The organism is Pedobacter planticolens (assembly GCF_014172375.1).
Taxonomy (GTDB): Bacteria; Bacteroidota; Bacteroidia; order Sphingobacteriales; family Sphingobacteriaceae; genus Pedobacter; species Pedobacter planticolens.
The window spans coordinates 1,048,363-1,073,352 of sequence record NZ_WNXD01000001.1; the positions used below are offsets into that span (position 1 = coordinate 1,048,363).

The 24,990-nt window shown below is 35.4% G+C and carries 24 protein-coding genes and 1 riboswitch; of the genes, 17 read left to right on the plus strand and 7 right to left on the minus strand.

All coding sequences use genetic code 11. The features are described from left to right. The first annotated feature begins 2 nt into the window (after nt 1-2). On the plus strand, nt 3-1,952 hold the full coding sequence (locus tag GM921_RS04365; RefSeq protein WP_235969772.1) for a beta-N-acetylhexosaminidase: 1,950 nt from the start codon (nt 3-5) through the stop codon (nt 1,950-1,952). A gap of 45 nt (nt 1,953-1,997) precedes the next feature. Continuing rightward, the gene (locus GM921_RS04370) at nt 1,998-4,022 is read left to right on the plus strand and encodes a glycoside hydrolase family 2 protein (RefSeq protein WP_182921388.1); all 2,025 of its coding nucleotides are present in this window, start codon (nt 1,998-2,000) and stop codon (nt 4,020-4,022) included. Between the two features lie 17 nt (nt 4,023-4,039). On the opposite strand, the gene GM921_RS04375 is transcribed toward GM921_RS04370, so the two are convergent. Beyond that, nucleotides 4,040-4,405, minus strand: coding sequence for a hypothetical protein (locus GM921_RS04375; protein ID WP_182921389.1), 366 nt, complete (start codon nt 4,403-4,405; stop codon nt 4,040-4,042). A 170-nt stretch (nt 4,406-4,575) separates the two neighbouring features. Here GM921_RS04375 and GM921_RS04380 point away from each other — a divergent pair, with 170 nt between their 5' ends. Further along, on the plus strand, nt 4,576-5,583 hold the full coding sequence (locus tag GM921_RS04380; protein ID WP_182921390.1) for an LLM class flavin-dependent oxidoreductase: 1,008 nt from the start codon (nt 4,576-4,578) through the stop codon (nt 5,581-5,583). Nucleotides 5,584-5,706: 123 nt separating this feature from the next. Here GM921_RS04380 and GM921_RS04385 read toward each other — a convergent pair whose 3' ends face one another. Beyond that, nucleotides 5,707-6,108: an OsmC family protein gene (locus GM921_RS04385; protein ID WP_182921391.1), complete on the minus strand. Its 402-nt coding sequence runs from the start codon at nt 6,106-6,108 to the stop codon at nt 5,707-5,709. Nucleotides 6,109-6,151: 43 nt separating this feature from the next. Between GM921_RS04385 and GM921_RS04390 the strand changes: the two genes are divergently transcribed. After that, nucleotides 6,152-6,595, plus strand: coding sequence for a PaaI family thioesterase (locus GM921_RS04390; protein WP_202985628.1), 444 nt, complete (start codon nt 6,152-6,154; stop codon nt 6,593-6,595). Nucleotides 6,596-6,767: 172 nt separating this feature from the next. Then, nucleotides 6,768-7,022: a hypothetical protein gene (locus tag GM921_RS04395; protein ID WP_182921392.1), complete on the plus strand. Its 255-nt coding sequence runs from the start codon at nt 6,768-6,770 to the stop codon at nt 7,020-7,022. Between the two features lie 610 nt (nt 7,023-7,632). Here the strand turns inward: GM921_RS04395 and GM921_RS04400 are convergent. The 3 genes from GM921_RS04400 to GM921_RS04410 all read right to left on the minus strand — a co-directional run bounded on the left by GM921_RS04400 (nt 7,633) and on the right by GM921_RS04410 (nt 11,383). Then, entirely contained in the window at nt 7,633-8,877 is a 1,245-nt protein-coding gene (locus GM921_RS04400; RefSeq protein WP_182921393.1) for a homoserine dehydrogenase, read from the minus strand. 99 nt (nt 8,878-8,976) lie between these two features. Beyond that, nucleotides 8,977-10,029 (minus strand): homoserine O-acetyltransferase family protein, encoded by a 1,053-nt coding sequence (locus tag GM921_RS04405; RefSeq protein WP_182921394.1) that lies wholly within the window; start codon nt 10,027-10,029, stop codon nt 8,977-8,979. Nucleotides 10,030-10,060: 31 nt separating this feature from the next. Next, complete coding sequence (locus GM921_RS04410; protein WP_182921395.1) at nt 10,061-11,383, minus strand: O-acetylhomoserine aminocarboxypropyltransferase/cysteine synthase family protein; 1,323 nt, start codon at nt 11,381-11,383, stop codon at nt 10,061-10,063. Nucleotides 11,384-11,631: 248 nt separating this feature from the next. After that, nucleotides 11,632-11,744, minus strand: a riboswitch (SAM riboswitch). 671 nt (nt 11,745-12,415) lie between these two features. On the opposite strand from GM921_RS04410, the gene GM921_RS04415 reads away from it, so the two are divergent. Both GM921_RS04415 and cysM read left to right on the plus strand, forming a co-directional pair. Continuing rightward, complete coding sequence (locus GM921_RS04415; protein WP_235969773.1) at nt 12,416-13,225, plus strand: serine O-acetyltransferase; 810 nt, start codon at nt 12,416-12,418, stop codon at nt 13,223-13,225. After that, entirely contained in the window at nt 13,222-14,094 is an 873-nt protein-coding gene (gene cysM, locus GM921_RS04420) for a cysteine synthase CysM (RefSeq protein ID WP_182921396.1), read from the plus strand. The genes GM921_RS04415 and cysM overlap by 4 nt, the downstream gene beginning before the upstream one ends. 107 nt (nt 14,095-14,201) lie before the next feature. Here the strand turns inward: cysM and GM921_RS04425 are convergent, their stop codons facing one another. Then, nucleotides 14,202-15,317, minus strand: a complete 1,116-nt coding sequence (locus GM921_RS04425; protein WP_182921397.1) for a trans-sulfuration enzyme family protein — start codon at nt 15,315-15,317, stop codon at nt 14,202-14,204. Between the two features lie 107 nt (nt 15,318-15,424). Here GM921_RS04425 and GM921_RS04430 point away from each other — a divergent pair, with 107 nt between their 5' ends. The 4 genes from GM921_RS04430 (at nt 15,425) to GM921_RS04445 (ending at nt 18,799) form a co-directional block, all read left to right on the plus strand. After that, nucleotides 15,425-15,916 carry a lipocalin family protein gene (locus tag GM921_RS04430; protein ID WP_182921398.1) on the plus strand — a complete coding sequence of 164 codons (492 nt, stop codon included), beginning with the start codon at nt 15,425-15,427 and terminating at the stop codon, nt 15,914-15,916. A gap of 173 nt (nt 15,917-16,089) precedes the next feature. After that, nucleotides 16,090-17,274, plus strand: coding sequence for an aminofutalosine synthase MqnE (mqnE, locus tag GM921_RS04435; RefSeq protein ID WP_182921399.1), 1,185 nt, complete (start codon nt 16,090-16,092; stop codon nt 17,272-17,274). Nucleotides 17,275-17,366: 92 nt separating this feature from the next. After that, a complete protein-coding gene (locus tag GM921_RS04440; RefSeq protein WP_182921400.1) occupies nt 17,367-17,978 on the plus strand; it encodes a histidine phosphatase family protein in 612 nt (203 codons plus the stop codon). A 95-nt stretch (nt 17,979-18,073) separates the two neighbouring features. After that, nucleotides 18,074-18,799: a menaquinone biosynthetic enzyme MqnA/MqnD family protein gene (locus GM921_RS04445; protein WP_182921401.1), complete on the plus strand. Its 726-nt coding sequence runs from the start codon at nt 18,074-18,076 to the stop codon at nt 18,797-18,799. Nucleotides 18,800-18,956: 157 nt separating this feature from the next. On the opposite strand, the gene GM921_RS17475 is transcribed toward GM921_RS04445, so the two are convergent. Beyond that, nucleotides 18,957-19,412: a hypothetical protein gene (locus GM921_RS17475; protein ID WP_235969774.1), complete on the minus strand. Its 456-nt coding sequence runs from the start codon at nt 19,410-19,412 to the stop codon at nt 18,957-18,959. A gap of 105 nt (nt 19,413-19,517) precedes the next feature. Between GM921_RS17475 and GM921_RS04455 the strand changes: the two genes are divergently transcribed. The 6 genes from GM921_RS04455 to GM921_RS04480 all read left to right on the plus strand — a co-directional run bounded on the left by GM921_RS04455 (nt 19,518) and on the right by GM921_RS04480 (nt 24,987). Beyond that, nucleotides 19,518-20,093 (plus strand): 2'-5' RNA ligase family protein, encoded by a 576-nt coding sequence (locus tag GM921_RS04455; RefSeq protein WP_182921402.1) that lies wholly within the window; start codon nt 19,518-19,520, stop codon nt 20,091-20,093. 142 nt (nt 20,094-20,235) lie between these two features. Further along, nucleotides 20,236-22,812 carry a DNA mismatch repair protein MutS gene (gene mutS / locus GM921_RS04460; protein WP_182921403.1) on the plus strand — a complete coding sequence of 859 codons (2,577 nt, stop codon included), beginning with the start codon at nt 20,236-20,238 and terminating at the stop codon, nt 22,810-22,812. Between the two features lie 2 nt (nt 22,813-22,814). Next, complete coding sequence (locus tag GM921_RS04465) at nt 22,815-23,312, plus strand: C40 family peptidase (RefSeq protein ID WP_182921404.1); 498 nt, start codon at nt 22,815-22,817, stop codon at nt 23,310-23,312. 4 nt (nt 23,313-23,316) lie between these two features. Further along, the gene (locus tag GM921_RS04470) at nt 23,317-23,871 is read left to right on the plus strand and encodes a redoxin domain-containing protein (RefSeq protein ID WP_182921405.1); all 555 of its coding nucleotides are present in this window, start codon (nt 23,317-23,319) and stop codon (nt 23,869-23,871) included. Between the two features lie 12 nt (nt 23,872-23,883). Then, a complete protein-coding gene (locus tag GM921_RS04475; protein ID WP_182921406.1) occupies nt 23,884-24,369 on the plus strand; it encodes a TlpA disulfide reductase family protein in 486 nt (161 codons plus the stop codon). A 3-nt stretch (nt 24,370-24,372) separates the two neighbouring features. Continuing rightward, the gene (locus GM921_RS04480; protein WP_182921407.1) at nt 24,373-24,987 is read left to right on the plus strand and encodes a thioredoxin family protein; all 615 of its coding nucleotides are present in this window, start codon (nt 24,373-24,375) and stop codon (nt 24,985-24,987) included. Nucleotides 24,988-24,990: the final 3 nt, after the last annotated feature.

Here is a 24,990-nt window from a genome sequence, read left to right on the forward strand (position 1 = left end):
TAATGAAAAGATTGATTTTCTTTTTCGTTGTTATAATTGCTTTTACAAATACAATTAAGGCACAAGTTGCATTAATTCCTCAACCTACATCATTAAATTTAAAAGAAGGATCTTTTCCAATCGCTCGTGTAAAAACCATTTATATATCATCCGAAGCATTAAGAAAAGAAGCATTCGTTCTAAAAGAAGTTTTACAAGGAATGGGAATTTCGGTTGCTATTAAAACTGGCAATGCTAAAAAAATAACACCATACGTTAGTTTATCGCTACTTAAATCAACTCAAAAAAAGGAAGCGTATCAGTTAAGCATAAACCAAAAGCGGATCTCAATTACTGCTGAAGATAATGCAGGTGTTTTTTATGGCATCCAAACGTTAAAGCAATTAAGCACTAATAAACGTGTTATTCCTAACCTAGAAATTAAAGATTCTCCTGCCTTTGCTTGGCGTGGATACATGGTAGATGTCGGTCGTAATTTCCAATCCATCGCTTTGCTTAAACAACAAATAGATGTAATGGCGGCATATAAACTGAATATCTTTCACTTTCACTTTACCGAAGATATTGCTTGGCGATTAGCTAGTAAACAATACCCACAGCTTACCAATTCAGATAATATGATCCGTAATAAAGGTCAATTTTACACCGAAGCCGAGTTTAAAGAGTTAATCAACTATTGTAAGGATAGACATATTACCCTTGTGCCAGAAATTGATATGCCAGGGCACAGTGCTGCTTTTAAAAGAGCGATGGGTGTAGATATGCAGAGCGATTCTGGCGTACACATCCTTAAAAATATCCTTAAAGAATTTTTTACCACCTATAATTTACCTTATTTCCACATCGGTGCAGATGAAGTAAAAATTACCAATAAAAACTTTGTGCCAGAGATCAGCGCATTTGTAGAATCATTCGGTAAAAAAACAGTAGGATGGGAGCCAGGTGGTAATTTCAATACAACTACCATCAGACAATTATGGATGGATGATGCAGCCGTAATTGCTGGTAAAAACGACATTCAATATATCGATTCAAGACATCTCTACTTAAACCACATGGATCCCTTAGAAAGTGTGGTCACCATATTTAATCGACAATTGTGCGATGTAGATAGTGGTAATGCTAAAGCGCTTGGTGCAACACTTTGCCTTTGGCCAGATAGGAGAGTAGCCAATGAAGATGACGCCATAAAAATGAATGCAGTTTATCCGGCAATGCTTGCCTTTGCAGAAAGAGCATGGTTAGGTGGTGGTTATGCAGGGTGGGTTGCTAATCTAAATTTAAACGGTGATAAAGCACTCAATCTCTTTAAAGATTTTGAAACCCGATTGCTAATCCATAAAAAACAATACTTTAAAGGCCTACCTTTTCCATATCAACAGCAAAGTAATGTAACTTGGCAATTGTATGGGCCATTTAAAAACGATGGTGACTTAACAAAACAATTCAATCCCGAATTGCCAGATTTCAATTTGGATAATGAAAAACCAGCCTTAACAGCTTTAGGCGGAACGATTATTTTAAGACATTGGTGGGCGCCAAAAATAAAAGCAGTTTTACCAGAACCAGCAGAAAACACAACGTGGTATGCTTTTACTAAAATTTGGTCAGACCAAGATACCGTTAAAGACTTTTGGATAGGCTTTAATAACCTTTCCAGATCTCCAGCTACAGATAGCCCTTTGGCCGGAACTTGGGATAATCATAAAAGTGAAATTTGGTTAAACGGAACATTAATCTCGCCACCAGAATGGAAAAATGCAGGACAAAAAGGTGATTCTGAAATTCCTTTGGTTGATGAAGGTTACGAGTATAGAAAACCAACCACATTGCCCTTAAAAAAAGGTTGGAACATCATCAGAGTTAAAGCCCCAATTGGTAGTTTTAAAGGGAAAAACTGGCAGAACCCAGAAAAATGGATGTTCACCTTTATACAATCGCCAACAAATTAAAAACAATACAACAATCAACCTAAACCCTAATTAGTATATAAATAAATGAAACACGCCTTACTTATATTTTTCGCCCTTTGCTTTAGTAAATTAAGTTATGCCCAACGCGATACCGTTGCCGTAAATACTGGCTGGTCCTTCGCAGTTGATAAACAAAATGTAGGTACAACCGCTAAATGGTTTACCAGTACATTAAGCAATGCCAAAACGGTAACGCTGCCACATACATGGAATGTCGAAAAGGAAAATGAAAACCACTACGGTTGGGGTTGGTATCAAAAGAAAATCAATATCCCAGCAAACTGGAAAAACAAAAATGTAGTGTTACAATTTGGCGCTATTAACCATACCTCAACTATTTATGTAAACGGAATTAAAGTTCACGAAAACATAGGCGATGGCTTTACTAAATTCTCTGTTAATCTAAACGGCAAAGTAATTTATGGTAAAGAAAATATAATCACCGTTGCCTGTAATAACGATTTCGGCAACAATAAAGTTCCATTCGGTAGCTCATTTGATTGGCCTAACGATGGCGGACTAATCCGTAAAGTTAATATCATTGTTTCTGATAAACCAGCAGCAAACTACATCCATGCAGAACCAAAACTAATCTTAGCAGATCAATCTGGACAGCTTAAAGTTAAACTAGGTTTCGATCAGGCAGATAAAAATATCAGCTTTCAAGTTTCAATTACCGAAGAAAACCAGCCAACCAAAAACGTAGTATTAACTACCAAAGCAACCCCGGTATGGGATAACAGCGAAGCTTCGTTCAACATAACATTACCAAAAGTAAATCCCTGGCATTTCGATTTCCCTAACCTATATAAAGTAGTAGTAATCGTTTTAAAAGGAAATAAAGCAGTTGATAAACTAAGTGCCAACATAGGTTTTAGAGAAATTAAATTCGTAAACGGACAAACTTTTTTAAACGGCGAACGAATTAAAATGATGGGAGTAGAATGGACTGCAGGTTCTAATCCAGATTATGGCTTTGCAGAACCCGATTCAGAAATTATCCGTCATGGTAAATTACTAAAAGATGTAAACTCTATTTTTACTCGCTTACACTTTCAACAAGATGATTTGTTTTACGATTTCTGCGACAGAAACGGAATTATCGTTCAACAAGAAGTTCCGCTTTGGGGCCCAGAAACCCCTGCAAACGATGTCATAAAAGATATTGCAATGAAACAATTAACAAGAATGGTGAGTAACTATTACAACCATCCATCAATTTTTTCATGGGGCGTAGGTAACGAATTGAGAGGAAGAGATGCAGATATGAAACAAATGATTTCCGATTTAATTGCAAAAGCAAAGGTCTTAGACCCAACTAGATCAGTAGCCTACGTAAGCAATACCTTAACGAGTAGCTTTTATAACGATCCAAAATTTGTACCAGATGCAGCAGCAGATGGAGATTATTTAATGATGAATGAATATGGTGGCAGCTGGTGGAAAGTACCAAGCGCAAAAATTAGTAACTACCTAGATAGCATCCACCAATCATATCCTAATAAACCATTCTTCATCTCAGAGTTTGGTTTATGCGAACCTAACTTTAAAGGAGGCGATGAACGTAGAATAGAAGATTTAATCTACCACATGGCTGTATACGAAACAAAACCCTATGTAGAAGGAGCTATCTATTTCGACCTTACCGATTACAGAACACACTACCCTGGCACTTCCGAAAACGATAAATACCGAAGACGCATTCACGGCTTGTACGATATGTATGGCAAACCAAAACCATCAATGAAAGTGTTAAGAGAACAAAGTTCGCCAGTAGAAGTACAAGGAATAAGCAAAGGCAAAAAAGGTAAATTAAACGTAACCATTTTCGGTAGTATGGGCTTGCCGCAACACATCACCAAAGGCTACAAACTCTATTTATCAACTAATAACGATAATTATAAAGCAACAAAAGCATATAATTTACCAGAACTAAAACCAGGGCAACAAATCAATTTCGAAATAGATGATATAAATGGTGGCGATAAAGGAATTATCACCGTGGTCAGACCAACAGGCTTTGTAGCAAGTCAGAAATCTTTCGAATAATACTATTAAATTACCCATTAAGAAGGCAAGTCATTTTCCTCTTTTTGGGTAATTATCTTTTGTTTTTTCAAGTCAACCCTAATCAAATTGTATAAACTCATATACACATTCGCTATCCAAACAATAGAAAAACCAGCAATTAAATAACCACGCCAATCTGCATATATTAAGGTGAAATTAGTTGCCCACAATAGTAAAGCAGTAACGTAATGACTAAAACAATACTCACAGCTAAGCATATAAAAGAATTTCCTTTGTAATAAATGTTTACACTTGGTAGATTTCTCCACACAAAATTCATTAACCTCCCTAAAAATTTCTTCCTTAGTAAAAGTCCATGCAATGCAGGCAACAGGTAATGCTAAAATAAAAATCATTTCCATAAGCAGTCAAGTTAAAATGTTATAGCAGTAAAACCTCAATTTACTCCAATATGTTTTAAATCTGTCATAAACTCATTTTCTTCTTCACAATCCTGTCATCTAATTTTATTTAAAACCAATACGCAAAAATGCCTATCTATCTTTGCACCCAAGGTTTCAAATAGAAATATATGCAAAACGAAATATCACCGCTTCCCTTTTCAGTTTTAGATTTAGCTACCGTAATACAAGGCAAAACACCAGCCGATACCTTTAAAAACAGCGTAGCACTAGCACAACATACAGAAAAACTAGGCTACACACGTTATTGGTTTGCCGAACACCATAACATGGTAAGCGTAGCCAGCTCAGCAACATCTCTATTAATTGGTCACATAGCAGGGCATACCAAAACCATCAGAGTAGGCTCAGGCGGCATTATGCTACCCAATCATTCACCATTAATTGTAGCAGAACAATTTGGTACACTAGCCACATTATATCCTAACAGAATAGATTTAGGCTTAGGCAGAGCACCAGGTACAGATCAACTAACAGCGATGGAAATTAGAGGCGAACGTTTTTCAGCCCCACATAATTTCCCACAAGACGTATTAAAACTACAAAAGTATTTATCCAATGATAACAACGATAGCAAAGTAAGAGCCATACCAGGCGAAGGAACAGAAGTACCCATCTGGATATTAGGTTCAAGCACCGAAAGCGCACACTTAGCCGCATCCTATGGTTTACCCTATGCCTTTGCAAGTCACTTTGCACCCGCTTACTTTTTAGAAGCCATCAAGATTTACAGACAAAACTTCCGACCATCAGCAACACTACAAAAACCCTACGTAATGGCATGCGTAAATGTAGTTGCAGCAGATACAGATGCAGAAGCAGAGCGATTAGCAACCTCCTTAAAACAGTTATTTATGGGTATTGTAACCGGAAAGCGCAGACTATTACAACCACCAATAGAAAGTATGGATAACGTTTGGAGCGATATAGAAGAAGAAGCAGTAAATCAAATGTTAGCAGTAGCCTTTATCGGCGGGCCAGAAAAACTAACCGCACAAATGCAATCATTCAGAGCCCAAACACAAATAGATGAAGTAATGGTGACTTCGCATATTTACGATCACGAAGCGAGATTACATTCTTATCAACTTTTTGCCGAAATACTTAAGAACCTATAAGCACACTGTCATGCTGAGCGTAGTCGAAGCACTAGTAATTAATCCAATCACACCCAACATATAAAATACTTGTCATTCCCTTGAAAACAGGAACCGTAAAGCGCCATAAAAACAAACTAGCCCCTAACTCGTCACAATCCTAACAGGATTACTCAACAACTTATGTATCGGACACTTATCCGCAATCTGCAACAAACGAACACGCTGCTCACTATCCAAATCCCCAACAAACTCTATCTTACGCGTAATCGTAGTTTCATTACTCATTTTATCCTCATTACAAATTGCCAAATCAATCTTAATAGCATCTAAAGCAATCCCCTTCCTATCAGCATACATGCGTATCGTAATCGCCGTACAACTCCCCAAACTAGCCAAAAGCAAAGCCCCAGGAGGCATACCCTCATCAGTACCACCTAAATCTTCAGGTTCATCAGCATAAATAAAATGACCGCCAGAATAAATCTTAGTTCTATACGTAGACCGATCTAACTCCGTTATAGCTGTAATTTGCGAACTACTCATATATATAATTTAATACCTAAATTTAGCATAAACATAGCATAAAATGGAAGAACAAACCGAACAACAACAACGATTATTAATCTTTCAATCCCTAAAAGGAAAAGAAATTACCCAGTCACCATCACACTTCATGAACTGGTTAAAACCAACATTAATCAACGCAGAGAAAGGAACATTAGAATGTAGCTATATCGTCCGAAAAGAAATGACCAACCCCCATGGTATCCTACACGGAGGCATTACCGCAGGTATTATCGACGATTTAATAGGAGCAACCGTATACATTTTAGGCTTAAACGCTCGTTATACAACAGTTAATAACAACATAGATTATTTTGCACCAGCCAACGAAGGAGATGAAATTACAGCTAAAACAACCATCGTAAAACAAGGTCGAACAATAATTAACCTACAATGCGAAGTATTTCTGCCCTCAAAAAAACGCCTCATTGCCAAAGGCTATTCTAATATGTTAAATATAGGGTAGGAGTAAGTAGATAGTCAATTGTACATAGTTTGGATGCCTATACATCACGTCTATCAACCATTAACCATCAACTAATTATACTGCAAAAAAGAATTTCTTGTTATAAACTTAACTTTCACTAAACATTTTAATAAGACATTTGTTATATCATCACCCTAAAACCAAAAGCACCATGTTGAACGATTATTTAAACCTCCAGTTTGATGTTAAAGGCAAAACCTTTAAAGGTTTCTGCATGAAAATTCAAGATGATTTTCACCTTACCTACGCCGTAATTTTAGAAGATTGTCACTCCTTCTGCATTTGGCTCGATGATAAAACCGCACAGTGGTACTCCTCAAAATTCACCAACTTAGATCAAAGCGTACTAGATCAAATTATAGATAAGTTAGGTGTTCAAGAAGAGGTAGGTAGTTTAAGTTACTAAATTAAGTCCAACTAATGTGCCCCATGCATCTATGTGGTTAATCATTTTCCGAAAAACAATATCAGTATTTCATCACAAAACCAGCCCTGCTTTCCGTTACAATCTTTTTTGCATTTGTCATGCTGAGCTTGTCGAAGCATCTGCAATAAAAAAGTATTTCCACTCCTCCCGATAGCTATCGGGACAGGTTTAATAAACCCAAAACAGCCCCAAAAACCTAGCACCTGCAAAAAGAAACCCAGCATGCGCAACTTTGCAATTCCCCTCCTTTGGAGGGGTGCCTGAAAGGCGGGGTGGTTATTTACCTCGCAATGATGCTACCATCTTACAATCTTTCCAAAACAACAACTCACCGCCAAGAACGAGGACACGCCTTGTAATATCCCGAAGGAGAAAGCAATCCAAACTTCCCTCACAATCGTTCAAAAACCATAACCCAAAACAGAATGCAGTTTCAATCCTTATTCTGTTACCGTAAAAATTTTACATTATTAATTTCCACCCTGAGTTTCCCTCTCCTTTGGAGAGGGGTTAGGGGAGAGGCTTAAATGCAAAGGCCTCAACATAACGTCAAGGCCTTTTACATCAAAACAAAACAAAATAAACTACTCTAATTTGCTAAAAACGTTTCGTTTTCAATAATCGGAGCAATATCCTGCTGACCAAAAGTTAACCTACCAGTCTGAGCAATAAAAACATCTTTATTCACTAACAAATTACGATGTTTAATTAAATTCTTAAGCGTAATACTACCTATTACATATTTATAATCATTGCGAGAAAAACGCTCTGAAATATTCTCAACTTCCAATTTATCCAAAGTATACTCATGTACATAGCGTAAATACACCTCAATACTAACCTTATCAGTATTAATTAAGCCATTTTGCTGACGGTATTTCTTATACTCATATTGGTAGTCGTAACGTAATGCAGCAATATCAGAAAGTACAGCAGCCCCCGTCGGGTGACCACCTGCGCCTTTGCCAAAAAAGAATTGTTTATCAGCAAATGCAGCCTGTACAGTTACACCATTATACTCATTTTCTACATTGTAAAGAAAATCATCAGGTTTAACAAACTTCGGCAACACATAACTAATAATTTGTTTAGTACTTATTTTACGAGCAGTAGGTACCAATTTAATTTTAATGTTTTTCTCCTTCGCGTACTGAATATCATCATCAGAAATATTCTGAATACCAACATTTAAAATATTATCCGGATTGATAAACAAACCATATGCATGAGCCGTAGCAATAGTTAGTTTATATTTTGCATCGTAACCTCCCACATCTAAAATAGGATCGGTTTCTGCAAAACCTAAATCCTGAGCCTGCTTTAAAGCAGTACCATACGCTAAACCTTCATTAAATATCTTAGATAAAATATAGTTCGATGAACCATTAAAAATGCCACTAATACCATGTAAAAGTTCATTGTCATAATACTCTTCCAGGTTACGAATAATTGGAATACTACCACAAACAGCACCTTCATACAATAAAGATGTACCATGTTTTTCTTGCAAATGCACTAATTCTTCTAAGTGTATCGCAATCATCTTTTTATTAGCCGATACTACATTCTTTCCATTACTTAATGCTTTTTTAACAATATTGAAAGCCGCATCAGCATCATCAATTAGTTCAACTATGGTGTTTATTTCCGGGTTATCTAAAATCTCATCGTGTGATGTTGTGAAAAGATGAGCATCTAAACTGCGTTTCTTTTCAGGGTTTTTAATCGCAATCTTTACTACCTCTAAATTTAGGTTTTGCCCACGAATAATATCATGCAAACCCTGTCCAACCACTCCAAATCCAAATAATCCTATTTTAAGTTTCTTACTCATTTCTGTAATTTATTATAGTTGAGAATAGTTAATAGGCAATAGGTTGGGCGTATAACTAAACACCACGTCTATTTTCTATTTCCTATTCTCCATTTCCATTTATGCTGTTTTATGTAATTTAATTATTTTCTTATCGCTACTCTCTTTCAAAAAGTTGCCAATGATGTTTGTTAGTTTATCAGTCTCTATTAAAAATCCATCGTGCCCATAAGCACAATTAATGCTGCTAAACTGTGCGTCATTAATATGGTTTGCCAAAAACTTTTGCTCGCTAATAGGGAAGAGCACATCGTTCTCAATGCCAATAACTAACGTATTCGACTTTACTTCCGCTAAAGCAGCAGTAATGCTTTTCCGTCCACGCCCAACATTATGGCTATCCATCGCTTTGCTTAAATACCAATAACTATAAGCATTAAAGCGTTTACACAATTTCTCACCTTGGTAATTTTGGTATGATGCTGCTCTGTAATCAGTCGTTTTATCGTTTACACTTTCTAATTGCGTTGCCGAATAAGCTTCGTACGTACGATAAGACAATAAAGCAATGCTACGGGCAACTTTTAAACCTTTTAAACCGCCATCTGGCTGATTTGCATAGAAAGTTCTGTCGGTGCTAATTGCTAAACGTTGACTTTCATTAAAAGCAATTCCCCATGGAGAATGAACCGCATTTGTAGCCACTAAAATTAAATTCTCTATAGTCTGCGTTTTAGCCAACGACCATTCTAAAGCTTGTTGTCCACCTAAAGAACCACCAATTAAAACCTTAATTGTATTTATTTCTAAATGTTTTGCTAGTAAACTGTGCGTTGCAGCTAAATCTTTAATTGTAAACTCAGGGAAAGATAAATAATAAAGCTGTCCAGTGGTTGGGTTTTTACTTAATGGATTTGTAGTGCCATAATTTGAACCCAAAATGTTAGCGCAAACAATAAAATGTTCATCAGGGTTAAATAAAGACTTATTTCCAAATAATCCTTTCCACCAATCTAATACATCTGCATTAGCAGTTAACGCATGGCAAGCCCAAATTACATTATCCTTCTTAGCATTTAATTTGCCAAATGTTTGATAAGCAATTTCGAGATTGCGTAACTTTTTGCCGTTCTCTAGTTTAAAAATTTTTGGATATTTATATGTGGTAGACATGTTGTAAAGTTGAATTTGTCTGAAATAAAAACTAATGAGCCAATGATGCCAATGAACCAATTTTTTCAAATGCTTGTTCAAAATCAGCTTTGATATCATCAATATGTTCAATACCAACAGATACCCGCAATTGATTTGGTTTTACACCCGCTGCCAATTGCTCGCTCTCACTTAATTGTTGGTGTGTTGTTGCCGAAGGCTGAATAATTAGCGTTTTTGCATCGCCAACATTAGCTAAATGGCTAACCAATTTTAAGTTGTCAACTAAGGCAATTGCACTTTCTTTATCGCCCTTTAACTCAAAGGAAAGTACAGCGCCAAAACCATTACGTAAATATTTTTTCGCATTGGCATGATAAGGGCTGCTTTCTAAACCAGGGTAATTTACTTTCGCAACTGCTGGATGATTTTCTAACCATTTGGCAAGAGCTAAAGCGTTTTCTACATGACGTTGTACACGTAGCGATAAAGTTTCTAATCCTTGTAGTAATAAAAAAGAGTTAAAAGGAGCTAGCGAAGGGCCGAAATCTCTTAAACCTTCTACTCGAGCACGAATAATAAACTGAATATTGCCAAAAGGACCACCTTCGCCAAATACATCGCTAAACACTAAACCATGGTAACCTTCTGATGGCTCAGTAAATTGAGGGAACTTTCCATTGCCCCAGTTGTAATTTCCACCATCAACTATTACACCACCAATGCTAGTGCCGTGACCACCAATCCACTTTGTGGCAGATTCTACTACAATGTGTGCGCCATGTTCTAAAGGTCTAAACAAATATCCAGCAGCGCCGAAAGTATTATCAACTATAAGTGGTAAATCGTGTTTTTTGGCAATTGTAGCAAGCTGTTCAAAATCTATAAAGCTAAAAGCAGGATTACCTATTGTTTCTAAATAAATAGCTTTAGTGTTTTCATCTATTTTAGCTTCGAAATCTAAAGGATCATCGCCATTGGCAAATTTAACTTCAATGCCTAAACGCTTAAATGCAACTTTAAACTGGTTGTAAGAACCACCATATAAATGACTTGATGACACAAAGTTATCGCCAGCTTGTAAAATATTATTTAACGCAATAAACTGTGCCGCCTGCCCAGAACCTACTGCTAAAGCCGCAACACCACCCTCTAAAGCCGCAATTCTTTTTTCAAAGACATCGGTTGTTGGGTTCATGATGCGTGTATATATATTACCAAATTCTTTTAGCGCAAATAAATTGGCACCGTGTTCTGAGTTTTTAAAACCGTAAGATGTGGTTTGATAAATAGGTACAGCTCTTGAGCCAGTTGTTGGATCTATTTCTTGACCTGCGTGTAATTGTAATGTTTCGAATTTATGAGTGGTTGACATGATTTTAAATCTTTAAGTAAAACGTAATTGTGTTGATAAGGTAACAGCGTATCTCGATTTATCGAGACCTTCCGAATTGAAAAATACAAAGAGGAAGATTTTTTAAACTAGTATATGCGGCTGCACATACAGTTCATTAACTGCATATTACTACAAATCAGATTTACACTTAAAAATGCAATTGACCGTTTGGGGCTTGACTTAAGACTTTCGCTTAGCGAAATTGAATTGACTGTTTTCATCTTCTTAATTTATATTTCCAAACAACACCATGTTGGTTGGTCAGGAATTGGCACCTTCTCCGTTAGGGAGGGTTGCCAGTGGGTCAAAGAGCCTGTCTCTCGCCACTTCTTTATAAATCAAATCGATAAAGGATTTGATTTTTATTTAGCTTTCACCAAATAATGTTTCAAATGTAGTGGTATTAAATTAATTATCAAAATTTAATTCTGAAAATTATTTAATTTATTGTTTTGTGGTAGGTTGTTTCAGGAACAAGCGTAAAAGCTGAAGAGGGATTAAGTATTTCTGTTGGAAGAAAATAGAAAGGATTGTTGTGATTTATCCTAATTAATTATCGAGAACTTTTCAAGTTATAAGTTAAACAAAAAGAGATCAAGTTTTTGTCTTAAGGTTCGCTTCGTGTTAAGGTAATAGTAAGAGCATACTAAATCCGCAGATAGTCCGCATTATTGTGAAAAAACGCGGACTATACGCGGACTTACTATTAAGAAGAATCGAACATAACCTCAATTTGTTCACATTGTCCTATACTAGATTTTTGTTAAAAGAGGAACTGGGTAAAACAAGGATTAAATGATAACCTTCTGTGTTTTCTGGCTAATTTGTAAAAACTGTAGGAGAGCTTTAGGCGCAAGAAAAAAGCGCACAACTTTTGCTTGATCCGTTGTTTGGAGCGTTGTTGTTTAAGGAATGGGAATTTGGCATTAGCTTGACTAAACTGAATTAAAATAACTTGAATACCATAATAAAGTATACTAACTTTGTAGAGTAAAATAATTTCTCATATCATTGGACTCTAAATTTCTAGATAGTATTATCTGTCGCCAAAACCAACAACAAGTAGTGCCTTCAAATCAAATGATTGCTAATTGGGCACACGCTTTACTTAACTTGATTTTTCCAGAACGTGGAGCTTCAACTAATTATAATCAAGAAATACTTAAAGGTGTATTTTTTGAGCTTAAAGAAGAACTTCAATTGATTTTGAAATCAACGAAATCATCTAATAAAACCCTTAATAAAGGAATAGCAGATGCATTTTTTGATCGACTACCAGAGGTTTACCGTAAATTAAACACAGACTTGACATCTCTTGTTGATGGAGATCCAGCAGCACAAAGTGAGTTCGAAATTATTAGATGTTATCCTGGTTTTTTCGCTATTTCTATGTACCGCTTTGCGCATGAATTGCACTTGTTAGAAGTGCCTCATATTCCCCGTATCATAACGGAATATGCTCATACAATTACAGGAATAGATATTCATCCTGCTGCCGATATTGGTGAATATTTGTACATAGATCATGGTACGGGTTTAGTAATTGGCGAAACTACTGTGATTGGAAATCATGTAAAACTTTATCAAGGTGTAACTTTAGGCGCTTTAAGTGTAGACAAATCAAAGTCGAATACGAAAAGACATCCAACTATTGGTAACCATGTAATTATTTATTCTGGTGCAACAATTTTGGGCGGATCAACCTCTATAGGCGACCATAGTATTATTGGTGGAAATGTGTGGCTAACGGTAAGCGTTCCAGAAGGTTCAACAGTTTATCATCAGGCAGAAATTAAAATAAAGGAGACAAAAAGAGAATGATGACCATAATAGATAGTATTGGAAATACACCATTAGTAGAAATCAGGTACCTTAACTCAAATCCGAATGTTAAAATTTATGCCAAGCTAGAAGGTAATAATCCTGGTGGAAGTGTAAAGGATAGAGCTGCATTGAATATGATACGTAGTGCGATGGAGCGTGGAGAGATTGATAAAAACACAAAGTTAATAGAAGCTACAAGCGGAAATACAGGTATTGCGCTAGCCATGATTGCTTCTATTTACGGTATCGAGATAGAATTAGTAATGCCTGCAAGTTCTACTAGAGAACGTACCTTAACTATGGAGGCTTTTGGTGCTAAGGTAACATTATTAGAATCTATTGAAGTATGTAGAGATTATGCGGAAGAAAAGGGTGCACAACCTGGATACTTTTTGTTGAACCAGTTTGCTAATCCTGATAATTATTTAGCGCATTATAAAACTACCGGACCAGAAATTTGGAAAGATACCAACGGGCAGATTACACATTTTGTAAGCAGTATGGGTACAACAGGTAGCATTATGGGAAATTCTAGGTATTTAAAAGAGAAAAATCCTGCTATTCAAATTGTGGGTTGCCAACCTACTGAAGAATCATCTATTCCAGGAATTCGCCGTTGGCCTATTGAATATTTACCAAAAATATACGAGCCTAAACGTGTAGATAGAATTATGGATGTTTCGCAACAAGATGCGACCATAGCTTCTAGAAATTTAGCAAGAAAAGAAGGGGTATTTGCTGGAATGAGTAGCGGTGGTGCTTTACATTGTGCTTTGCAATTAGCTCAAGAATTGGAAAGCGGTTTAATTGTTTTTATTGCATGTGATAGAGGAGACAGGTATTTAAGTAGTGATTTGTTTGGATAGTTCCGATTATCCTATTGTCATTCCCGCGAAAGCGGAAATCTTAAAGCGATAGCATTAGGATACCCATCCGATAGTTATCGGATCGAGTTGGACATGACGAAACAGTATTACCCCAAAGCTTGTTCAAAATCTGCAATCAAATCATCTATATGCTCTAAACCCACAGAAACCCGAATTAAATTCTGTGGTGTTTTAGTATCAGGTCCTTCCACCGAAGCACGATGTTCAATTAAACTTTCTACACCACCAAGGCTGGTAGCCTGAGCAAATACCTTTACAGTATTCACCACTTTTCTAGCAGTTGCTGCATCGCCTTTAACTAATACAGATAACATCCCTCCAAAATCTTTCATCTGTTTTTTAGCAACATCATGTTGTGGATGAGAAGGTAAACCAGGATAATATACAGCCTCTACTTTTGGATGAGCTTCTAAATATTGAGCCAATTTCATCGCGTTTTCGCAATGTCCTTTCATTCTATAAGCCAACGTTTTAATACTTCTTAGCAATAAAAAACAATCAAATGGTGATGGAACTGCACCACCATTTTGCTGTATGTTTTTAACTCTTTCCCAAAACTCATTTTTAGTAGCAGTAGTTAAAGAACCACCTAAAACATCGCTATGCCCACCAATATATTTAGTAGTAGAGTGCATTACAATGTCTGCACCTAAGGTAATGGGATTTTGTAAAGTTGGAGAAGCAAAAGTGCTATCAACTGCTAAAATGAGTTTATGTGCTTTACAAATCTTTGCCAAAGCTTCAATATCAGTAATTTTTATGAGTGGATTAGAAGGCGTTTCTGCCCAAATCATTACTGTATTCGGTTTAATGAAACTTTCTATTTTATCAACATCAATTAAACTAATAAAATCAAATGTTAGGGTTTCATTAAAAATACTGAGCAACTGTTTTTTCAAACCCCAATACATATCATCGGGTGCAATAATATGACTGCCAGATTTTAAGGCCTGAAAAATAGACATCCCTGCGGTATTACCCGATGAAAAAGCGCAAGTATCTGCACCAAACTCTAATGCTGTAATTACGTTTTCTAAAGCAGCTCTGTTCGGATTACTCATTCTGCTATACATGTGCCCGCCCGGATAACCGCCATCTTCATCACGTAAAAAAGTTGTAGATAAGCTAATAGGCATCGATACATCGCCTGTGGCACTTTTCACTAAATTTAAAGCATGGATGGCAGCGGTTTCTGGTTTCATTTTTTTACTAATTAAATATCAAAGATTTATAACAAAGCTAAATTTTATCTCACTAAAAAAATGATTTTGGCAAGATTTATGTAAAAGGTTAATCAAAAAACAAGTATATGAAAAGAATATTTTTAATAGCAGCCTTAATTTGTAGTTCATTAATAGTGTTACAAAGCTGCTCTCCGAAAACAACAAGTGGTACAGTAGCTGTAAAACGTGGCGATGTATCTGGTAATTGGGTTTTAAACGACATTACTTTTGATGGTATTCCTGAAATTGCTGTAAAATCATTCTTGGGCGAAAGTTCTTACAAATGTTTTGTAGGCAGTACTTGGAGCTTAACAAACAGCGGAAATGGAAGTTATAGTTTGCCATCAAGTGCAACTTGTGCAGCTAAAACACAAAGTATTTTTTGGTCTGTAAGCACAGCTGATGAAACTTTTCAGTTTAAAAAATTATACGAAGGCGATAAAGCTAAAAACGTAACAGAAGGTTATCGTTTAATGCTTTCTTCATCAGATGGAAACAGTATGGTAATTAAATCGCCAATAGAATATGGTAGCAAAACTGCTTACATTGTAATGAATTTTACAAAAGCAGCTAAGTAATAAAATTAAGTACATCTATCTATTAGCCACAGATGCTCTGATTATTTAAGTTATAATCTCTGCATCTGCGGCTTTCTTTTTATGTATTGTTTCTAAATAAGCCATTTTTACAAGAAAATGATTTTCAATTAGGTCAATATTGTACTTTTGCCTAAACATTAAAATGAATTACTGTGCAGGCTTTAACTCTACTTCTTAATAACCCGAATATTGCAGCACCTTTAAAGGCTATTGCCCAAAAAGTCCAAAATCATCAACGTATTACATTTGATGAAGGTGTATACTTATATGAACACGCAGAATTAGGGTATTTAGGTGTGTTGGCCAATTATATCAGAGAAGAAAAGCATGGCGATAAAACCTATTTCAATCGCAACTTCCATTTAGAACCTACCAATCTTTGCGTTTACGATTGTAAATTCTGTTCATATTCTCGTTTAATTAAACAAAAAGAAGAGGGTTGGGCATTAACTATGGATGAAATGCTCGACGTAGTTAAAAAGTACGATGATGAACCTGTTACCGAAGTTCATATTGTTGGTGGCGTTTTACCGCAGTATGATGTAGAATTTTATTCGGGTTTGTTTAGCGCTATAAAAAAACATCGCCCTGCGTTACATGTAAAAGCATTAACGCCTGTAGAATATCACTACATCTTTAAAAAAGCCAAAATAGATTACGCTACGGGAATGAAATTGATGAAAGACGCAGGTTTAGAATCAATTCCAGGAGGCGGAGCAGAAATATTTCATCCAGAAATTAGAGAGCAAATTGCCAAAGATAAATGTACGGCAGACCAATGGTTGGCGATACATGAAGAGTGGCATAAATTAGGTATGCGCTCTAACGCGACCATGTTATATGGGCATATTGAGAAATACGAGCATCGTGTAGATCACATGGAACGTTTACGTAATTTGCAAGATCAGACTAAAGGTTTTCAAACATTTATTCCATTAAAATTCAGAAATCAGCATAACCAAATGAGTCATGTGCCAGAAGTTTCGGTGATTGAAGATTTACGTAATTATGCTATCGCTCGTATTTATTTAGATAATTTCGACCATATTAAAGCCTATTGGGCAATGATTAGTAGAGAAACTGCTCAACTTTCTTTAAACTTTGGGGTTGATGATATTGATGGAACACTAGACGATACGACTAAAATATATTCGATGGCAGGTGCCGAAGAGCAAAACCCAGCAATGAGTACACAAGAATTGGTTAATTTGATTAAACAAGTTGGCAGAAAACCAATTGAACGAGATACATTGTACAATGTGGTAACTGATTTTACCGATGTTGTTTTTGAAAGCGATGTTAAACCATCTTATTATAAACTGCCTGTTATAAATTAGTTCACTTGCTTATTGGTTCATTTGGAAAGATGCATAGCGTATTTAATACCAATGAACCATTGAATTGATGAACAAACGAACGAATTTTCATTATGAAAGAATTATACATCATCCGCCACGGCGAAACAGAATTGAATAGATTAGGGATTGTGCAAGGCAGAGGTGTAGACAGCGATTTGAATGATACTGGACGAGCGCAAGCAGCAGCATTTTTCGAGCGATATAAAGAAGTGCCATTCGATAAAATTTATACTTCAGAACTGAAACGCACACACCAAACTGTACAACAATTTATAGATTTAGGTTTGCCTTGGGAACAAGAAGCAGGTTTAGATGAATTAGCTTGGGGTTTATGGGAAGGCCAGCCAAATACCGAAGAAGCCAGAGTAGCTTTTAGAGAAATGGTAGAAAAATGGCAAGGCGGTAATTACAATGCTAAATTTGAAGGTGGCGAAAGTCCTAATGATGTAATGTATCGTTTAGAAGAAACCATTATGTTAATTAAAAGCAAAGCTGAAGAAAAACGAATTCTTGTGTGCATGCATGGCAGAGCAATGCGATTGTTGTTATGTTTATTGCTAGATAAACCACTATCTGAAATGGGTGATTTCCCGCATCAAAATACAACATTATACAGGTTAAGTTTTGATGATAATAAGTTTAGTGTTATCGATTTTAACAATACCGACCATTTGAAAAGTTAATTTACACCACCTAAGATATCTTAGAACAACTAAGATTGAATGTTGCTAAGGTTAACTGAGGTGTCTTAGGTGGTGAAAGAAAATATAAAAACATAGTGAGTAAAATAAAAATATCAGCAGTTTCTTATACCAATACCAAACCATTTATTTACGGAATTGAACATAGTGCTATTCGTAATGAAATAGATTTAAGTTTAGATATCCCATCAGATTGTGCCGCAAAATTAATTGCTAACACAGTTGATATTGGTTTAATACCGGTTGCTGCCATACCTCATGTACCCAATGCAACTATTATAGGTTCATATTGTATTGGTTCTGTGGGAGCTGTTAATTCGGTATTTATCTTTTCTAATGTTCCTGCTGCAGAAATAAAAACTGTAAAACTCGATTTACAATCTCGTACTTCTAACAACCTAGCTAAGGTTTTATTAAAGTTTCACTTTAAAGTTGAGGTAGAATTTACAACAGATCAGGATGCGAAGACTGATGCGATTGTTTTAATTGGCGATCGTACTTTTGGGCGCAAGGCAGATTTTGCTTACGCCTATGATATGGGTGAGGAGTGGATGAAGTTTACTGGGCTGCCATTTGTTTATGCTGCTTGGGTTGCCAATAAAGCTATTTCTCCTGAGTTTGTTGCCGCATTTGATGAAGCATTAAAATTTGGTTTAACACATAGGAAAGAAGTTTTAAAAGAACTGCCTGCACTTTCTAACTTCGATTTGGATGATTACCTTTTTCATAAGTTAGATTTTGATTTAACTGATGATAAAAGGAAAGCGTTAGGGTTGTTTTTAGGGTATATAGAGGAGTTGTAAATTCTTTTATCTGTAACGCTCGTCATCCTGAGCGTAGTCGAAGGATCTTTCTAGTGGAATCTTGCTCGTCATTCCCGTGCAAACGGGAATCGTAATGCGATAAAAATACTTACTATAGCATTACGATTCCCAATCGAGTTGGGAATGACGAGTGTGTTTAGACACTTTTCTTAGCAGCAGCTTTTGGTTTTTTAACAACTGCAATAACTTCTTCTATAACTTCTACCTTCTTTTTAGCTACGGCTTTTGGTTTTTTAGCTGCTACAACAGCTTCTTCTACTACTTCAACTTTCTTTTTAGCAGGTGCTTTAGCTTTTTTAACTACAGGTTGTTCTTCAATAATGGGCTCTTGCACATCATCAGCCTTGATGGCTACATTTTTTTGTAAAAAAGAAGTTAAAACTTGCTTTAAATATAAATCGGGTTTTGGCATATTAATTACAGTGCCTGGTTCTTTATCTTGAGATTGTTTAATGTATGCCGATTTAATTTTACCCCAATCTTTAGAATAAAGTTTGATGAACATTTCTACAAACTGCTCATCTGTATATTTTTTAGGCAATCTGCCTAGTACTACTTGTATTTTTTCTTCTTTTCTATGTAAAACTGCCATTTGTGATTTATTTCTTCAAAGATAGCCCATATTAATTAAACACTACTATGGTAAATCGATTCTGGTTTTATGTCATGTATTTCATTCGATTTATTAATTTTAGGTATGACTCTTTTTGAAAAATCAAAATATTCTATTGCTATAATGCCTAATGAAAAAGAGATTAATTTTGTTGATGAATTAAAAAATGAATTACATTCGAAAATTGGTTGGTATCATAGTAAAAATTCTAAAGCACATATTACCATAACTCAATTTGATGCAACTGATGATGATATCATTTTTATAGTTAATCGTTTAAAGGAAATAGCTAATTATGAAAATCCAATTCATTTAAATTTTGATGGCGTGAAGAATTATTCCAATGGAGCAATATTTTTAGCACCTGATGAACCTACAAAAAATAGCTTAACAGCTTTAATGAAGAGAATTCAACAACAACTACCTGTTAATAACCCATACCATAGTAAAGATCCTCATATGTCTATAGCTAGAGGTTTAAATGAAAATAATGTTAAAAGTGCATTAAAAATGTTCTCAGATGCTAAACTATATTTCGACTGTAACCATATCGTTTTGAGAAAATTTAACTCAGTTAAACGACAATATGATATTTATTCTGAGGATTTTAAATTTTTAGGTATACCACCTAAACCTATTGCCCAACAAAGTTTATTTTAATGATTAACTCAGGAGTTTAATCCTGCTAACATTGTAATAATTTCTCCACAAAAACTACAACCCTAAGCCTCAAGATGCTATATTTACACTTTAGTAATTTACAACGATTTTGGCCAAAATAAAAGAGACCGTAACACCATTAATGCAGCAATACAATACCATAAAGGCGAAATACCCCGGTGCGTTATTGTTGTTTAGAGTAGGAGATTTTTACGAAACATTTGGCGAAGACGCTGTAAAAACTGCGCAAATTTTAGGCATTGTTTTAACCAAACGCGGCACTGGTCCGAATGGGGCTTTAGAGTTGGCAGGTTTTCCGCATCATTCCTTAGAAAATTATTTATCTAAACTAGTTAGGGCAGGACAAAGGGTTGCTATTTGCGATCAGTTGGAAGATCCGAAAATGACTAAATCCATTGTAAAACGTGGCGTAACAGAGTTGGTAACGCCAGGTATTGCGTATAATGACAATATTTTAAGTCAGAAATCTAATAATTACCTAGCTGCAGTTTTCTTCGATAAACAAAATATAGGTGTCGCTTTTTGCGATATATCTACCGGAGAGTTTTTAGTTGCGCAAGGCAATGCAGAATATATAGATAAGCTTTTGCAAGGTTTTAGGCCTACGGAAGTTGTTTTCCAGAAAAGTAAACGTCAGGAATTTTTAAACCTATTTGGTGATAAATTTTATACTTATCATATTGATGATTGGGCTTTCACAACAGATTATGCGAACGAAATACTAACCAAGCATTTTGAAGTTAATTCGCTTAAAGGTTTTGGTGTAGATAAATTACAAGCAGGTATTGTGGCAGCAGGAGTGGTGCTGTACTATTTGGGCGAAACCGAGCATCGTAATTTGCAACATATTTCTGCTATTTCTCGACTAGAAGAGGATCGTTATATGTGGTTAGATCGGTTTACCATTCGCAATTTAGAACTGGTGAGTACAGCTAACGATAACGGTGTAACCTTGTTTGATGTGTTAGATCAAACCAGTACCCCAATGGGTGCAAGGATGCTGCACAAGTGGATTATAATGCCACTTAAAGAACTAAAACCTATTCAAGAACGCTTGGGTATGGTTGAATATTTGGTGCATCACAATGAACTTTTACAAGAGTTTTTATCGCACATTAAACCTATTGGAGATTTAGAAAGACTAATTTCTAAAGTTGGTTTGCAAAAAGCTGGCCCCAGAGAGTTGGTTCAATTAAAACGAGCTTTATCACACATAGAGGAAGTAAAAACATTAGCTGAAAAAACCGAAAACCCATTTTTAACGGTATTATCATCGCAATTAAATCCTTGTTTAAGCATTAAGGAAAAGCTAGAAAGAGAGCTAAATCAAGATCCTCCAGCTTTGCTGATAAAAGGAAATGTAATTGCCGATGGGATAGATGAGGAGTTAGATCGTTTACGTAAAATCGCCTTTGGCGGAAAAGAATATTTAGTCGAAATTCAGAAAAGAGAAGCAGTTAATACAGGAATACCATCCTTAAAAATATCATTTAACAATGTTTTCGGTTATTATTTAGAGGTTACGCATACGCATAAAGATAAAGTACCTGAAGCGTGGATTCGAAAACAAACTTTAGTTAACGCAGAGCGATACATTACGCCCGAGTTAAAAGAATACGAAGAACAAATTTTAGGTGCTGAAGAAAAAATACAAGCTATTGAAGTGCGTTTGTATAACGAATTAATGTATCAGGTTGCGCATTATATTAAACCTATTCAGCTGAATGCGTATTTAATTGCACAATTAGATGTGTTGCTTTGCTTTGCTCAATTAGCGATTAAAAACCATTACGCAAAACCAATTTTAAACAATAAAAAGGAATTAGATATTAAAGGAGGTCGCCATCCGGTAATAGAAAAACAGTTGCCAACAGGCGATGAGTACATTACCAATGATGTGTTTTTAGATAATGATAGTCAGCAAATAATTATTATTACTGGTCCGAATATGTCGGGTAAATCGGCAATTTTAAGACAAACTGCTTTAATTGTTTTAATGGCACAGATGGGTTCATTTGTTCCTGCAAAGGCAGCTCATATTGGCTTAATTGATAAAATATTTACTCGAGTTGGGGCATCAGATAATTTATCGAGCGGCGAAAGTACATTCATGGTAGAAATGAATGAAACGGCCAGTATTTTAAATAATATATCGGATAGAAGTTTGATTTTGTTAGATGAAATTGGTCGTGGTACAAGTACATACGATGGTATTTCTATTGCTTGGGCAATTGCAGAATTTTTACACGAACATCCAACTGCACGACCAAAAACTTTGTTTGCGACGCATTACCATGAGTTAAATGAGTTAGAAAATACGATGAACCGCATCAAAAACTTTAATGTAACGATTAAAGAGATGAACAATAAAGTAATTTTCTTGCGGAAATTAGTGCCAGGTGGTAGCGAACATAGTTTTGGTATTCATGTAGCTAAAATGGCTGGGATGCCGAGTAAATTAATTAATCGTGCTAACGAAATATTAAAGCGTTTAGAGATTGATAGAACAGAGGGGCAAAGTATTAAAGATAGCATTAAAAAGGTGCAAAACCAGGCATATCAATTACAAATGTTTGCTATTGATGACCCAGTGTTAGTAAAAATACGAGATACCTTAAATAACCTAGATGTAAATTTGTTAACGCCAGTTGAGGCTTTGCTGAAATTGGATGAAATACAACGGTTAATTAAAACTTAGGTATGAAAAACGTTAAGCTAAATTGTTTTGGTTTGTTACTATTGGTGTTGTTTTTAGCATCCTGCGGAACTAGAAAATATACGGTGAAATCGGATACTAAAGCGGCCAAAACTGCAGACGTGATGGCAAACTTAAAGAGTAAACAATTGTATCGTTTTATTACCGATTGGACTGGTGTTAAATATCGTTTTGGAGGATTGGATAAAAGTGGGATAGATTGCTCGGGTTTTGCATTGTTGTTGGAGAAGGATATTTATGGTCGTACATTACCCAGAAGATCAAAAGACCAAGCAGAAACGATAAAAAAGAAAAGCCAAAGCAATTTAGAAGAGGGTGATCTTATCTTTTTCTCTTTTGGAGGCAATGAAGTAGACCACGTTGGCGTTTATTTAAATAACAATTTTTTTGTACATGCTTCTACCACCAGAGGCGTTGTAGTTGATGATCTGAATATGCCTGTTTATCAGAATGCAATTGTAAAAACAGGAACTTTAAAATAATATTATGCGTAAAATAATTGGCTCTCTTTGTTTAGTAATTGGTTTAATAACTACCGTGCATGCACAAAAAGCATTAAAAGTAGGTGAGGTACTGCCTGATTTGGCGTTGTTAAGTACCAAAGGAAATGTATATGATTTAAAAGCTCAAAAGGCTGCAAAAGGTTTTATTTTGGTTTTTATGACGCCAACTTGTGATCATTGTATTGCGTATGAACCTAGAATTATGGCTTTGGATAAGAAGTATAAAGTGAAAGGTTTTCCAGTAGTTGCAATTGGTCCTTATGGCGATGATCCGATTAAATATCCACTAGATGCGATGCCAGAAATGAAAAAATTAGCAATAAACAAGCAGTTTACTTTTCCTTACCTATCGGATGATCATTTTAAATATACCTGGTTATTGGGTATTAAAGAAACGCCAACTGCTGTAGTATTGCAAAAAAAGGCGAATGGATTTTTAATTAAATACATTGGTAAAATTGACGATGAGCAGAACCAAAAGCTAATTCCTAAAAACAAATTTGTAGAACAAGAGGTTAATAAATTGTTGACTAAGTAAATTCTATTTTATATGAAGTATCTGTTGAGTTTATTCTTGGTAACAGCAACTTTATCTGCAAATGCGCAGGTGAAATTAGTATCCTTAAATGAATTAGAACAAAGATTATCCAAAGGAAAAGATACAACCTACGTAATTAACTTTTGGGCAACTTGGTGTGGGCCTTGTGTGGGAGAGTTGTCGCAATTTGAGAGTTTAAAGAAAGAATATTTTAAAACCCCTGTAAAAGTGATTTTGGTTAGTATGGATTTCAAATCTAAATTAAAATCGAATGTTATTCCATTTGTTAAAAAGCAGAAATTGAAATCGGAAGTTTATGTAATCAATGAACCAAATACACAAGCTTTTATAGATAATGTAGATAAAAAATGGTCGGGCGCTTTACCAGCTACTTTGATTGTGAAAAATAATAGTCGATCATTTTTTGAAAAGGAATTTGTCAATACTGAATTAGAAGATTTAGTAAAAAATATAGCTCACGAAGATTATAAACCTTAAAAAATGAAAAGGATTTTATTTGCTTGTTTAATGATGCTAGGCATTATGACAAAAGCACAAAATGGTTACCAGATTGGTGATGTAGCTTCAGATTTTAATTTAAAAAACGTTGATGGGAAGAGTGTTTCATTAGCTAATTATAAAGATGCCAAAGGATATATTATCGTATTTACTTGCAATACTTGTCCAGTTGCTCAGGCTTATCAAGATAGGGTTGAGGCATTGAATAAAGAGTATGCTCCAAAGGGATATCCAGTTATTGCGATAAATACGAACGATCCTATCGCATCGCCAGGAGATAGTTATGCGAAAATGCAAGAACGTGCTAAACAAAAGAAATTCAGCTTCGCTTATTTAGAAGATCCAAACCATATTTACACTAAAAAGTATGGTGCTAATAAAACACCACATGTTTTTATATTGCAAAAAACTGCCAAAGGGAATGAGGTAGCTTATATTGGAGCGATTGATAACGACCAAGAAGAAGTTAACCCGCAAAAAGAAACTTACGTACAAAATGCAATTAATTTATTGCTGCAAGGTAAAAAGCCAACAGTAACTTATACAAAAGCAATTGGTTGTAGTATTAGATGGAAAAAAGAAAGCACAACTGAATAACGA

Coding starts and splice junctions, on each gene's coding strand:
- GM921_RS04365 (WP_235969772.1), top strand. CDS start 3: ATGAAAAGATTGATTTTCTTTTTCGTTGTTATAATTGCTTTTACAAAT.
- GM921_RS04370 (WP_182921388.1), top strand. CDS start 1,998: ATGAAACACGCCTTACTTATATTTTTCGCCCTTTGCTTTAGTAAATTA.
- GM921_RS04375 (WP_182921389.1), bottom strand. CDS start 4,405: ATGGAAATGATTTTTATTTTAGCATTACCTGTTGCCTGCATTGCATGG.
- GM921_RS04380 (WP_182921390.1), top strand. CDS start 4,576: ATGCAAAACGAAATATCACCGCTTCCCTTTTCAGTTTTAGATTTAGCT.
- GM921_RS04385 (WP_182921391.1), bottom strand. CDS start 6,108: ATGAGTAGTTCGCAAATTACAGCTATAACGGAGTTAGATCGGTCTACG.
- GM921_RS04390 (WP_202985628.1), top strand. CDS start 6,152: ATGGAAGAACAAACCGAACAACAACAACGATTATTAATCTTTCAATCC.
- GM921_RS04395 (WP_182921392.1), top strand. CDS start 6,768: ATGTTGAACGATTATTTAAACCTCCAGTTTGATGTTAAAGGCAAAACC.
- GM921_RS04400 (WP_182921393.1), bottom strand. CDS start 8,877: ATGAGTAAGAAACTTAAAATAGGATTATTTGGATTTGGAGTGGTTGGA.
- GM921_RS04405 (WP_182921394.1), bottom strand. CDS start 10,029: ATGTCTACCACATATAAATATCCAAAAATTTTTAAACTAGAGAACGGC.
- GM921_RS04410 (WP_182921395.1), bottom strand. CDS start 11,383: ATGTCAACCACTCATAAATTCGAAACATTACAATTACACGCAGGTCAA.
- cysM (WP_182921396.1), top strand. CDS start 13,222: ATGATGACCATAATAGATAGTATTGGAAATACACCATTAGTAGAAATC.
- GM921_RS04425 (WP_182921397.1), bottom strand. CDS start 15,317: ATGAAACCAGAAACCGCTGCCATCCATGCTTTAAATTTAGTGAAAAGT.
- GM921_RS04430 (WP_182921398.1), top strand. CDS start 15,425: ATGAAAAGAATATTTTTAATAGCAGCCTTAATTTGTAGTTCATTAATA.
- GM921_RS04440 (WP_182921400.1), top strand. CDS start 17,367: ATGAAAGAATTATACATCATCCGCCACGGCGAAACAGAATTGAATAGA.
- GM921_RS17475 (WP_235969774.1), bottom strand. CDS start 19,412: ATGGCAGTTTTACATAGAAAAGAAGAAAAAATACAAGTAGTACTAGGC.
- GM921_RS04455 (WP_182921402.1), top strand. CDS start 19,518: ATGACTCTTTTTGAAAAATCAAAATATTCTATTGCTATAATGCCTAAT.
- mutS (WP_182921403.1), top strand. CDS start 20,236: ATGCAGCAATACAATACCATAAAGGCGAAATACCCCGGTGCGTTATTG.
- GM921_RS04465 (WP_182921404.1), top strand. CDS start 22,815: ATGAAAAACGTTAAGCTAAATTGTTTTGGTTTGTTACTATTGGTGTTG.
- GM921_RS04470 (WP_182921405.1), top strand. CDS start 23,317: ATGCGTAAAATAATTGGCTCTCTTTGTTTAGTAATTGGTTTAATAACT.
- GM921_RS04475 (WP_182921406.1), top strand. CDS start 23,884: ATGAAGTATCTGTTGAGTTTATTCTTGGTAACAGCAACTTTATCTGCA.
- GM921_RS04480 (WP_182921407.1), top strand. CDS start 24,373: ATGAAAAGGATTTTATTTGCTTGTTTAATGATGCTAGGCATTATGACA.